The organism is Streptomyces sp. NPDC015139 (genome assembly GCF_043079785.1).
Classification (GTDB): Bacteria; Actinomycetota; Actinomycetes; order Streptomycetales; family Streptomycetaceae; genus Streptomyces; species Streptomyces albidocamelliae.
The window spans coordinates 692,178-704,421 of record NZ_JBIBUW010000002.1 but is presented as its reverse complement, the minus strand read 5'-3'; the positions used below and the strand labels follow the sequence as shown (position 1 = coordinate 704,421).

The 12,244-nt window shown below is 69.3% G+C and carries 10 protein-coding genes; 6 read left to right on the top strand and 4 right to left on the bottom strand.

Features of this window, described 5'->3' with window-relative positions; translation table 11 throughout:
• Positions 1-11: 11 nt before the first annotated feature.
• The 4 genes from yidC to rpmH are packed head-to-tail and all read right to left on the bottom strand — an operon-like array spanning position 12 to position 2,176.
• Positions 12-1,280, bottom strand: a complete 1,269-nt coding sequence (yidC, locus tag ACF08B_RS07715; protein WP_392316536.1) for a membrane protein insertase YidC — start codon at positions 1,278-1,280, stop codon at positions 12-14.
• Between the two features lie 3 nt (positions 1,281-1,283).
• The gene (yidD, locus tag ACF08B_RS07710; protein ID WP_392316535.1) at positions 1,284-1,649 is read right to left on the bottom strand and encodes a membrane protein insertion efficiency factor YidD; all 366 of its coding nucleotides are present in this window, start codon (positions 1,647-1,649) and stop codon (positions 1,284-1,286) included.
• The gene (gene rnpA / locus ACF08B_RS07705; protein ID WP_073887343.1) at positions 1,646-2,017 is read right to left on the bottom strand and encodes a ribonuclease P protein component; all 372 of its coding nucleotides are present in this window, start codon (positions 2,015-2,017) and stop codon (positions 1,646-1,648) included. The genes yidD and rnpA overlap by 4 nt, the downstream gene beginning before the upstream one ends.
• Before the next feature lie 21 nt (positions 2,018-2,038).
• Complete coding sequence (rpmH, locus tag ACF08B_RS07700) at positions 2,039-2,176, bottom strand: 50S ribosomal protein L34 (protein WP_003956500.1); 138 nt, start codon at positions 2,174-2,176, stop codon at positions 2,039-2,041.
• A gap of 397 nt (positions 2,177-2,573) precedes the next feature.
• Between rpmH and dnaA the strand changes: the two genes are divergently transcribed.
• From dnaA to gyrB, 6 genes are all read left to right on the top strand, one after another.
• Positions 2,574-4,598, top strand: coding sequence for a chromosomal replication initiator protein DnaA (dnaA, locus tag ACF08B_RS07695; protein ID WP_392316534.1), 2,025 nt, complete (start codon positions 2,574-2,576; stop codon positions 4,596-4,598).
• 1,187 nt (positions 4,599-5,785) lie between these two features.
• Positions 5,786-6,916, top strand: coding sequence for a DNA polymerase III subunit beta (gene dnaN / locus ACF08B_RS07690; RefSeq protein WP_073887369.1), 1,131 nt, complete (start codon positions 5,786-5,788; stop codon positions 6,914-6,916).
• A gap of 219 nt (positions 6,917-7,135) precedes the next feature.
• Positions 7,136-8,011, top strand: a complete 876-nt coding sequence (gene gnd / locus ACF08B_RS07685; RefSeq protein ID WP_392316533.1) for a phosphogluconate dehydrogenase (NAD(+)-dependent, decarboxylating) — start codon at positions 7,136-7,138, stop codon at positions 8,009-8,011.
• Between the two features lie 92 nt (positions 8,012-8,103).
• Entirely contained in the window at positions 8,104-9,225 is a 1,122-nt protein-coding gene (gene recF, locus ACF08B_RS07680) for a DNA replication/repair protein RecF (protein ID WP_392316532.1), read from the top strand.
• Positions 9,222-9,791, top strand: coding sequence for a DUF721 domain-containing protein (locus ACF08B_RS07675; RefSeq protein ID WP_392316531.1), 570 nt, complete (start codon positions 9,222-9,224; stop codon positions 9,789-9,791). Before recF ends, ACF08B_RS07675 begins: the two co-directional genes overlap by 4 nt.
• Before the next feature lie 373 nt (positions 9,792-10,164).
• The gene (gene gyrB / locus ACF08B_RS07670; RefSeq protein WP_392316530.1) at positions 10,165-12,234 is read left to right on the top strand and encodes a DNA topoisomerase (ATP-hydrolyzing) subunit B; all 2,070 of its coding nucleotides are present in this window, start codon (positions 10,165-10,167) and stop codon (positions 12,232-12,234) included.
• The last annotated feature ends 10 nt before the right edge of the window (positions 12,235-12,244 follow it).

The window sequence follows — 12,244 nt, the reverse complement described above, 5'->3', positions numbered from 1 at the left end:
TGGGCTCCTTCTTACTTCTTGGACGGGGACTTGGGCCGCTGCGGGCCACCCTTGCGCTGGCCGGACTGGGCCTTGCTGCGGGTGCCGGAGCCGGACTTCTGCGGCTGCTGGGCAGCGGCGGGCTTGGCGTCCTGAGGCGTGTCGGACTTCTCCAGCGAGAGGGGGTCGTCGGCCTGCTTGGGCGTACCGGACTGGCGCTGGGACTTGGACTGGCGCTTGGGCTGCTGGCGCCGCGCGGCGGTGGCCGTCGTGGTGGCCGTGCCGTCCTCGGTCTCCATCGCGGCCTGGGCCGAGCTCTTCTCCACGCTGCCGTCGGACTGGGCGGCGAGGCCGGCCTTGGTCAGCGAGTTGATGAACTTGCGCTCGGCCTCGTTGCGGTCGCGGCCCTTGGCGACGATCGCCTTGACGATGGTCTTCTCGCTGCGACGGCTGACCTTGCCGTGGTGCGTGACGTGCTTGGTCAGACGCTCCAGGTAGGCGGCCTGAGCCTTGGAACCCGGGGTCGGGTTGTTGTGGATGACGTACATCTGCTGGCCCATGGTCCACACGTTGGTGGTCAGCCAGTAGACGAGGACACCGACCGGGAAGTTGATACCGAAGACGGCGAACATGATGGGGAAGACGTACATCAGCATCTTCTGCTGCTGCATGAACGGCGTCTTCACCGTCGTGTCGACGTTCTTCGTCATCAGCTGGCGCTGCGTGTAGAACTGCGACGCCGACATCATGACGATCATGATCACGGTCACGACGCGCACGTCGGTGACCGAGGCGCCGAGGGCGTGGATCGTCTCGGCGCTGTCCTTGAACTTCGCCGCGAGCGGGGCGCCGAAGATGTGCGCCTTACGGGCGCTCTCCAGCAGCGACTCGTTGATGACGCCGATGGTCTGGCCCGACGCGATGCCGTTGAGCACGTGGTACAGGGCGAAGAAGAACGGCGACTGCGCCAGGATGGGAAGGCACGAGGAGAGCGGGTTGGTACCCGACTCCTTGTACAGCTTCATCATCTCTTCGGACTGACGCTGCTTGTCGTTCTTGTAGCGCTCCTGGATCTTCTTCATCTCGGGCTGGAGCGTCTGCATGGCCCGGGTCGCCTTGATCTGCTTCACGAAGAGCGGGATCAGGCAGATGCGGATCAGGATCACCAGGGACACGATCGACAGGCCCCAGGCCCACCCGGTGTCGGGGCCGAAGATGGCGCCGTACACCGTGTGGAACTGGACGATGACCCATGAGACAGGTGTCGTGATGAAGCTGAACAGGCTGGCAATCGTGTCCACTAATCATGCTCCTTGGGCATGGGACGAGGTCTCTGCGGCCGGGCCCGGAGAAAGCTCGGGGGAGAGCTTCTCTTCGGTGGCCGGTTCGGCGGCGGAGGGCCCGCCCGTGCGTGCGCGCCAAGCGTTGCGCAGCATTTCGTGCCACCGGGGACGCTTGCGCGGGGGGACATGGTCCACACCGCCGAGCGACCACGGATTGCACCGGAGGATGCGCCAGGCGGTGAGTGCCGTTCCCTTGATCGCACCGTGCCGGTCGATGGCCGTAAAGCCGTAGTGGGAGCACGACGGGTAGTACTTGCACACCGGCCCGAGCAGCGGACTGATCGTCCACTGGTACAGCTTGATCAGAGCCAGTAGTGGGTACTTCATCGCGCGCCCCCTCCCAGTAGCCGCTCGACGGCGGCGTCCAGGTCTCGGGCCAGCTGTGCGTGGTCTGCGTCACCCGCTCCGGGCAGCGCTCGTACGACTACCAGGCTACCGGGGGCAAACAGGGCGACTCGGTCACGCATCAGATGGCGCAGTCTGCGCTTCACTTTGTTGCGCACGACCGCTCCACCCACGGCCTTGCTCACGACGAAACCCGCACGCGTCGGGGGAGCGCTCTCCCCAGGCGCGTGCGGGTCCGTGGCACCGCTTCGAAGGTGGACGACGAGGGTCGGGCGACCAGCCCGGCGACCTCGTCGTACCGCGGTCGCGAAATCCTCGCGCCGCCTCAGCCGGTTCTCGGTGGGCAGCACGACGTCATGACCTGATCGGAATCAGGCGGACAGGCGGGCGCGACCCTTGCTACGGCGGGACGCGAGAATCGCGCGGCCGGCACGGGTACGCATACGCAGCCGGAAGCCGTGGGTCTTCGCGCGACGACGGTTGTTCGGCTGGAAGGTGCGCTTGCTCACTCGGGGGCTCCAGAAAAAATCGGTAGTGGCGGGGTGCCGTCCTGGCTGTCACCGTGCGCCCACGAGTAGCTCGCGTCACGCCCGAGTGCACCGCTTCCCGATCACCTTGTAGTGATCTGTGCCCATCGGAGGCAGGCGGCAGCAGCCATCGACAACTCGACCTGGTTACGGTACGCGCGGCTACGCCATCCGGTCAAACCAGGGGTCACCGGGAGACACTGTCCACAGGCTGGGGACAACAACTTGAACCCTACCCGCCGCGCTGACTACCGTGGCTGAACTCCGATTCGTTCCCTTATCCCCGCCCGAGCGGTATTGCCCCCGCCCGTCCACCCGGATTCCATCCCGACCCGTCCGCGAACCACACGTTCGTGGGACCTGTGAGAGAGCGTGCCCTGTGGCTGACGTACCTGCCGATCTTGCCGCAGTGTGGCCACGAGTACTCGAGCAGCTCCTGGGCGAGGGCCGGGGCCAGGGTGTCGAGGTGAAGGACGAGCACTGGATCCGCCGCTGCCAGCCGCTGGCGCTGGTCGCGGACACCGCTCTGCTCGCCGTACCGAACGAATTCGCGAAGAACGTACTGGAGGGCCGTCTCGCACCGATCGTCAGCGAGACCCTGAGCCGTGAGTGCGGGCGTCCCATCCGTATCGCGATCACCGTGGACGACTCCGCGGGCGAGCCGCCGGCTCCCGCGGCGCCCCCCGTGCAGCAGGCGCCGAAGCCGCGCTACGAGGAGCCGGAGCTGCCGTCCGGACCGTACGAGGGCTACGGCCGCCACCGCGCCGGCGACAAGATGCCGGGCGGCGAGCCGCCGTCCCGCGGCGACCGCGACCAGCTTCCGACGGCCCGGCCCGCCTACCCTTCCGAGTACCAGCGCCCCGAACCCGGCGCCTGGCCGCGTCCCGGGCAGGACGAGTACGGCTGGCAGCAGCCGCGGCTCGGTTTCCCCGAGCGCGACCCGTACGCCTCGCCGTCCTCCCAGGACTCCTACGGCTCCGGCCGCGACTCCTACGGCTCCAGGGCCGACTCCTACGGCTCGCCGTCCCAGGACTACCGCCCGAAGGGCACGGACCGCCCGTCGTACGAGCAGCCGCAGTCGCGCGGCGACTACGACAAGCCCCGTGAGTACGACAGTCCTCGCGGCGACTACGACAACCCGCGCGCGGAGTACGAGCCTTCACGTCCGGACTACGACTCGGGGCGCCCCGAGTACGAGCCGCCCCGGGCCGAGTACGACCAGCGCGACCCCGTCCGCCGGGAGCTGCCCGACCAGCAGTCGGGCGGCGGCCCCGCGCACCGCGGGGGCCACGGCCGGACGGACGGGCCCGCGACCGGTGCTCCCGGCCCGCTGGCGGCGCAGCCCGCGCCGGCGAGCGGCCCGGGTGAGCCGACCGCGCGGCTGAACCCGAAGTACCTGTTCGACACTTTCGTCATCGGCGCGTCCAACCGGTTCGCGCACGCGGCGGCGGTCGCGGTGGCCGAGGCGCCCGCGAAGGCCTACAACCCCCTGTTCATCTACGGGGAGTCGGGGCTCGGCAAGACGCACCTGCTGCACGCCATCGGGCACTACGCGCGCAGCCTGTACCCGGGCACACGGGTGCGCTACGTCAGCTCGGAGGAGTTCACCAACGAGTTCATCAACTCCATCCGCGACGGCAAGGGCGACAGCTTCCGCAAGCGCTACCGCGAGATGGACATCCTGCTCGTCGACGACATCCAGTTCCTCGCGGACAAGGAGTCGACGCAGGAGGAGTTCTTCCACACCTTCAACACGCTCCACAACGCCAACAAGCAGATCGTGCTGTCCTCCGACCGGCCGCCCAAGCAACTGGTCACGCTGGAGGACCGGCTGCGGAACCGTTTCGAGTGGGGCCTGATCACCGATGTGCAGCCGCCCGAGCTGGAGACGCGCATCGCGATCCTCCGGAAGAAGGCGGTGCAGGAACAGCTGAACGCCCCGCCGGAGGTGCTGGAGTTCATCGCCTCCCGGATCTCGCGGAACATCCGTGAGCTGGAGGGCGCGCTGATCCGGGTGACGGCGTTCGCGTCGCTCAACCGGCAGCCGGTGGACCTGGGCCTGACCGAGATCGTGCTCAAGGACCTCATCCCCGGCGGCGAGGACAGCGCGCCGGAGATCACGGCCCCGGCCATCATGGCGGCCACCGCCGACTACTTCGGGCTGACGGTGGAGGACCTGTGCGGCACCTCGCGCGGGCGCGCGCTGGTCACCGCCCGGCAGATCGCCATGTACCTGTGCCGTGAGCTGACCGATCTGTCGCTGCCGAAGATCGGCGCGCAGTTCGGCGGCCGCGACCACACGACCGTCATGCACGCAGATCGCAAGATCCGCGCGCTGATGGCCGAGCGGCGCTCGATCTACAACCAGGTCACCGAGCTGACCAACCGCATCAAGAACGGCTGACCCCCGGCCGGGCGCCGGCCCGCACCGGCCGGCGACGACACCGACGACAGCGAAGGGCGCCCCGGGACACACGTCCCGGGGCGCCCTTCGGCATGAGCCGGGCGTCCACCATGGCCGTCCCGAGTCGCCGCGGCCCGGTGGGAGCCCGCGGCCCCGGGCCGTGCGTGCCCGCCTCCCACCCTGCGCCGCACAGCCGCACAGATGCCCAGCCGCAGAGCCGCAGAGCCGGCCGACGCGGCGAGGGCCGGCCCTCCCGCGCCCGGGCGTGCCCCTCAGTGCCCTCCCCTGTCCGCGCGGCGCCGGGCCGCCCGCCAGGAGCTGCGCGACGACCACCCACCGTCACGACTCGGCCGTCCTCGACCAGTGCCCGGCGGCCAGGGAAGGGCGGTCCGCGGGCCGTGGGGCGTCCCTGAACCGCAACCCGGTGTTCGATTAACTGCCTGGTTACGGCCACTCTCCACAGATTCGGTGACTTTCTTCCGTCCACATACTGGGGACTGCGGAGTTGTCCCGAACTGCGTCCACAGGGAGCCGGTCCACCGGGCGTCCGCCCAGCTCAGGTGCCTGTGGATTCGTGGACGAACGATCTCCACAGACTGTGGACGAAGCGGAGATCCACAGGCTGTGTACGAAGTTGTCCACGGACAACCCACAGGCTGGGGGCGGTTGTCCCCAGCGACGGCCGGCTTCTCCACATGGCTGTCCACTGTTCGGCAACCCGACGCCCCCTCTCACCGCGTCGAGTGAAAGGCGTCACACGAAGGTGCCGGGTTGGGGTGTGGGAAACGTGGGTAAACCTGGGGACGCAGCTGGGGAGAACTGCCCTCGATCTGTGGGCGGTGTGTGCAGAACTTCTTGTTCTCCACAGACACCCCGGGTTGTCCACCGGCTCCACCCACAGGGGCAGTGGACAAAATTTGGGCCCTGAGCTGGGAAAACGGGGTTATCCACGGTATCCACAGGCCCTACTACTACTCCCGACTAGAGATAGCTGGGAAACCGTTTCGAAGCGGGGCCTGTGCACAACTCGCCGTCTCGAGCCCGGCTGCCCCCCCGGAGCGACTTGACCCCGACAGGCACCTACTGTCAGTGCGGTGCGTCAGACTGGTCCCCGGTGTCCTTCCCTTCGCAGTGGGCGGTGACACCGAGTCGGAGGACTCAGTAGCAACAGCAGGAGGCGGCTTACGGTGAAGATCCGGGTGGAACGCGACGTACTCGCGGAGGCAGTGGCGTGGGCAGCACGCAGCCTCCCGGCCCGTCCGCCGGCGCCTGTCCTCGCCGGCCTGCTGCTGAAGGCCGAGGACGGCCAGCTGAGCCTGTCGAGCTTCGACTACGAGGTCTCCGCGAAGGTGAGCGTCGAGGCCGAGGTCGAGGAGGACGGCACGGTCCTGGTCTCCGGCCGTCTGCTCGCCGACATCTCCCGCGCCCTCCCCAACCGCCCGGTGGAGATCTCCACAGACGGTGTACGGGCGACCGTGGTCTGCGGCTCCTCGCGCTTCACCCTCCACACCCTGCCTGTGGAGGAGTACCCGGCGCTGCCGCAGATGCCGAACGCGACGGGCACCGTCCCGGGCGAGGTCTTCGCCGCCGCCGTGTCCCAGGTGGCCATCGCGGCCGGCCGTGACGACACCCTCCCGGTGCTGACCGGTGTGCGCATCGAGATCGAGGGCGACACGGTCACCCTGGCCTCCACCGACCGCTACCGCTTCGCGGTCCGCGAGTTCCTGTGGAAGCCGGAGAACCCGGACGTCTCCGCGGTCGCCCTGGTGCCCGCCAAGACGCTCCAGGACACCGCCAAGGCCCTGACCAGCGGCGACAGCGTCATCCTGGCGCTGTCCGGCTCGGGCGCGGGCGAGGGCCTGATCGGTTTCGAGGGCGCGGGCCGCCGTACGACGACGCGGCTGCTCGAGGGCGACCTGCCGAAGTACCGCACGCTGTTCCCGACCGAGTTCAACTCCGTCGCCGTGATCGAGACCGCCCCCTTCGTGGAGGCCGTCAAGCGCGTGGCCCTGGTCGCCGAGCGCAACACCCCGGTGCGGCTGAGCTTCGAGCAGGGCGTGCTGATCCTGGAGGCCGGCTCCAGCGACGACGCACAGGCTGTGGAGAGGGTCGACGCCCAGCTGGAGGGCGACGACATCTCGATCGCCTTCAACCCGACGTTCCTGCTGGACGGTCTGAGCGCGATCGACTCCCCGGTGGCCCAGCTGTCGTTCACGACGTCGACCAAGCCCGCGCTGCTCAGCGGGAAGCCGGCGCTCGACGCCGAGGCCGACGACGCGTACAAGTACCTGATCATGCCGGTGCGGCTCAGCGGCTGATCGTCCGTCCACAGCTGTGCACAGCGCCGGGCGCCCCCTGTGGGTGACCGGCGCTGCGGCCGGGCCGAGGCGGGTTGTTCACCGACTGTGGAAAAGCCCCAGGTCAGGTGGTCCTCGCATGAGCGCGTACGCCCACAACTGTGCGTGACCGTCCGGGTTTAGGCTCGGCTCGGCACGCAGGTGCCTGTACGCCACACAGCGACCTAAGGAACACAACTGATGGAGCTCGGTCTCGTCGGCCTCGGCAAGATGGGCGGCAACATGCGCGAGCGGATCCGCCGCGCGGGCCACACCGTCGTCGGATACGACCACAACGCGGATCTCGCCGATGTCCACAGCCTGGAAGAGCTTGTGGGCAAGCTCAGCGGCCCGCGCGTGGTCTGGGTGATGGTCCCGGCCGGCGAGCCGACCCAGGCGACGGTCGACCGGCTGGCCGAGCTGCTGGAGCCCGGCGACGTGGTCGTGGACGGCGGCAACTCCCGCTGGACGGACGACGAGAAGCACGCCGAGGAGCTGGCCGCCAAGGGCATAGGTTTCGTCGACTGCGGCGTCTCCGGCGGCGTCTGGGGCCTGGAGAACGGGTACGCGCTCATGTACGGCGGCGACGCCGAGCACGTCGCCAAGGTGCAGCCGGTCTTCGACGCGCTCAAGCCCGAGGGGGACTTCGGCGCGGTGCACGCCGGCAAGGTCGGCGCGGGCCACTTCGCGAAGATGGTCCACAACGGCATCGAGTACGCGATGATGCAGGCCTACGCCGAGGGCTGGGAGCTGCTGGAGAAGGTCGACTCCGTGGAGAACGTCCGCGAGGTCTTCCGCTCCTGGCAGGAGGGCACGGTGATCCGCTCCTGGCTGCTCGACCTCGCGGTGAACGCCCTCGACGAGGACGAGCACCTGAACGGCCTGCGCGGTTATGCACAGGACTCGGGTGAGGGACGCTGGACCGTGGAGGCCGCGATCGACAACGCGGTGCCGCTGCCGGCGATCACCGCGTCGCTGTTCGCGCGGTTCGCCTCGCGTCAGGAGGACTCGCCGCAGATGAAGATGATCGCCGCGCTGCGCAACCAGTTCGGCGGCCACGCCGTAGAGAAGAAGTAGTCCACAGGGACACCCGGGGATCCACAGGTCCGCGTCCGCGAGCCCGGGATCCACAGTTCGACAGCGCACCGAGGAAGGCCGGCGGAACGACCATGCACGTCACGCATCTTTCGCTGGCCGACTTCCGCTCGTACGTCCGGGCCGAGGTCCCGCTCGACCCGGGCGTCACCGCGTTCGTCGGGCCCAACGGACAGGGCAAGACCAACCTGGTCGAGGCCGTCGGCTATCTGGCGACCCTGGGCAGCCACCGGGTCGCCTCCGACGCGCCGCTGGTCCGCATGGGCGCCGAGCGGGCGGTCGTCCGGGCGCAGGTCCGGCAGGGTGAGCGGCAGCAGCTGGTCGAGCTGGAACTGAACCCCGGCCGGGCCAATCGCGCCCGGATCAACCGGTCTTCGCAGGTCAGACCGAGGGACGTGCTGGGCATCGTACGGACCGTGCTGTTCGCCCCCGAGGACCTCGCGCTGGTCAAGGGGGACCCCGGGGAGCGGCGGCGGTTCCTCGACGAGCTGATCACCGCGCGCTCCCCCCGGATGGCGGGGGTGCGCTCCGACTACGAGCGGGTGCTCAAGCAGCGCAACACGCTCCTGAAGTCCGCGGCCCTGGCCCGCCGGCACGGCGGTCGCTCCATGGACCTGTCCACCCTCGACGTGTGGGACCAGCACCTCGCGCGCGCGGGTGCCGAGCTGCTCGCCCGGCGTCTGGACCTGATCGCCGCGCTGCAGCCGCTGGCCGACAAGGCGTACGAGCAGCTGGCGCCCGGCGGCGGACCGGTCGCGCTGGAGTACAAGCCGTCCGCGCCCGGTGACGCGCACACGCGCGAGGACCTGTACGCGCAGCTGACGGCCGCGCTCGAGGAGGCGCGGAAGCAGGAGATCGAGCGGGGTGTCACCCTCGTGGGCCCGCATCGCGACGATCTGCTCCTCAAGCTCGGGCAGCTGCCCGCCAAGGGGTACGCCTCGCACGGCGAGTCCTGGTCCTACGCCCTCGCACTGCGCCTCGCCTCGTACGACCTGCTGCGTGCCGAGGGCAACGAGCCGGTGCTGATCCTCGACGACGTCTTCGCCGAGCTGGACGTCCGCCGGCGCGAGCGGCTGGCCGAACTGGTCGCGCCCGGCGAGCAGGTGCTGGTCACCGCCGCGGTGGACGACGACGTTCCGCACGTGCTGGCCGGGGCGCGCTACGCGGTGGCCGACGGGACGGTGGAACGCGTATGAGCACCGGCGAACCCGGGCCCCCCGTGGGCGAGGACCGCTCCGGTGGGAAGCAGCCGGGCGGCACCGAGCCCTCCGGCGTCGACCTCGCGCGCGTGGCGTTGCGCGCCGCGAAGGAGCAGGCACGCGCGCGTGGGGACGCGGCGCGGCAGAAGAAGCAGGCGCGGCGCGGCGGCGGCCTGCGCTCCGGGGCGCGTGCCGACGGCCGGGACCCGATGGCGCTGGGCGCGGCGATCAACCGGCTGCTGACCGAGCGCGGCTGGGAGACGCCCGCGGCGGTCGGCGGGGTGATGGGCCGCTGGCCGCAGATCGTCGGCGCGGACCTGGCGAACCACTGTGTGCCGCAGCGCTACGACGAGGACGAGCGCGTGCTGACGGTGCAGTGCGACTCGACGGCGTGGGCGACCCAGCTGCGGGTGCTCGCCCCCACGCTGGTGGCCCGGCTCAACGAGGATCTCGGGCACGGCACGGTGCGGATGATCAAGGTGCTCAATCCGGGCGGCCCGGCCCGCCGCTACGGCCCGCTGAGGGCTCCGGGAAGCACCGGACCGGGCGATACGTACGGGTGACGTACCTCACGTCCCGCGGTCGCGCGGGCATGTCGTCGTACCTGCGCACACCGGTGTGGATCACCACCCGTTCGCGCCACGACGGCCATCTGACCCGCCAGTAGCCAAGGGTTGACGGCTCGAAGCGCTGAATGCCGCTGTGAGCCCCTTGGAGCCCCCATCCGCATATCGGGACCCGGTGGAGACCGGTTGAGGGCGGCACATGGGGACTCAGGTACCGGCAAACCCCCATCGATGTCAGCGCTACCGGTAGACTGGAAGACAATCCCGCCCCAACGTGGGGACCGCCCGGGAAAAGCTGAGCAACGCTGATCAAGGCTTACCAACGCAACATGCCGCAGCCGCTCCGGCAACCTGCCGACGAGCCCGGCTCGTGCTGTGCCAGAAAGGGCGCTTCGTGGCCGATTCCGGCAACCCCAACGAGAACATCCCGTCCACCGACGCCGGCGTGAACGGCGAGGCCCCGGCCTCCGCCTCCTACGACGCCAGCGCCATCACCGTGCTCGAAGGGCTGGACGCGGTCCGCAAGCGGCCCGGCATGTACATCGGCTCCACGGGCGAGCGCGGCCTGCACCACCTGGTGTACGAGGTCGTCGACAACTCGGTCGACGAGGCGCTGGCCGGTTACGCGGACACCATCGACGTGACGATCCTCGCCGACGGCGGGGTGCGCGTCGTCGACAACGGCCGCGGCATCCCCGTGGGCATCGTGCCCTCGGAGGGCAAGCCGGCCGTCGAGGTCGTGCTGACCGTGCTGCACGCGGGCGGCAAGTTCGGCGGCGGCGGGTACGCGGTCTCCGGCGGTCTGCACGGTGTGGGCGTGTCCGTCGTGAACGCCCTGTCGTCCAAGGTGTCCGTCGAGGTCAGGACGGACGGCCACCGCTGGACCCAGGACTACAAGATGGGCGTCCCCACGGCGCCGCTGGCCAAGCACGAGGCGATCGAGCGGACGGGCACCTCGGTCACCTTCTGGGCCGACGCGGAGATCTTCGAGACCACCGAGTACTCCTTCGAGACGCTGTCACGGCGTTTCCAGGAGATGGCGTTCCTCAACAAGGGTCTGACGATCAAGCTCACCGACGAGCGCGAGTCGGCGAAGGCCACCGCCGGGGCGGACGAGGCGGGTGCGGACGAGAAGGACGAGGTCAAGACCGTCACGTACCACTACGAGGGCGGCATCGTCGACTTCGTGAAGTACCTCAACTCCCGCAAGGGGGAGGCGGTCCACCCCACCGTCATCGACCTGGAGGCGGAGGACAAGGACAAGAGCCTGTCCCTCGAGGTCGCGATGCAGTGGAACAGCGGCTACAGCGAGGGCGTGTACTCCTTCGCGAACATCATCCACACGCACGAGGGCGGTACCCACGAAGAGGGTTTCCGTGCCGCGCTGACGTCGCTGATCAACAAGTACGCGCGCGACAAGAAGCTGCTGCGCGAGAAGGACGACAACCTCACGGGTGACGACATCCGCGAGGGTCTGACCGCGATCATCTCGGTCAAGCTGAGCGAGCCGCAGTTCGAGGGCCAGACGAAGACCAAGCTGGGCAACACGGAGGCCAAGACATTCGTGCAGCGCGCGGTCTACGAGCACCTCAACGACTGGTTGGACCGCAACCCGGTCGAGGCGGCCGACATCATCCGCAAGGGCATCCAGGCGGCCACCGCGCGCGTGGCGGCCCGCAAGGCCCGCGACCTGACCCGTCGCAAGGGCCTGCTGGAGTCGGCGTCCCTGCCCGGCAAGCTGTCCGACTGCCAGTCGAACGACCCCACCAAGTGCGAGATCTTCATCGTCGAGGGTGACTCCGCCGGCGGCTCGGCCAAGTCCGGCCGCAACCCGCAGTACCAGGCGATCCTCCCGATCCGCGGCAAGATCCTCAACGTCGAGAAGGCCCGGATCGACAAGATCCTGCAGAACCAGGAGATCCAGGCGCTGATCTCCGCCTTCGGCACCGGCGTGCACGAGGACTTCGACATCGAGAAGCTCCGCTATCACAAGATCATCCTGATGGCGGACGCCGACGTCGACGGACAGCACATCAGCACCCTGCTGCTGACCTTCCTGTTCCGCTTCATGCGGCCGCTGGTCGAGGCCGGACACGTGTACCTCTCCCGCCCGCCGCTCTACAAGATCAAGTGGGGCCGGGACGACACGGAGTACGCGTACTCGGACCGCGAGCGCGACGCGCTGATCGAGATGGGGCGGCAGCGCGGCAAGCGCGTCCGCGAGGACTCGATCCAGCGCTTCAAGGGTCTCGGCGAGATGAACGCCGAGGAGCTGCGGGTGACCACCATGGACCAGGAGCACCGCGTCCTCGGCCAGGTCACGCTCGACGACGCCGCCCAGGCCGACGACCTGTTCTCGGTCCTGATGGGCGAGGACGTCGAGGCCCGACGCGCGTTCATCCAGCGCAACGCCAAGGACGTCCGCTTCCTCGACATCTGAGTCGGTCTCA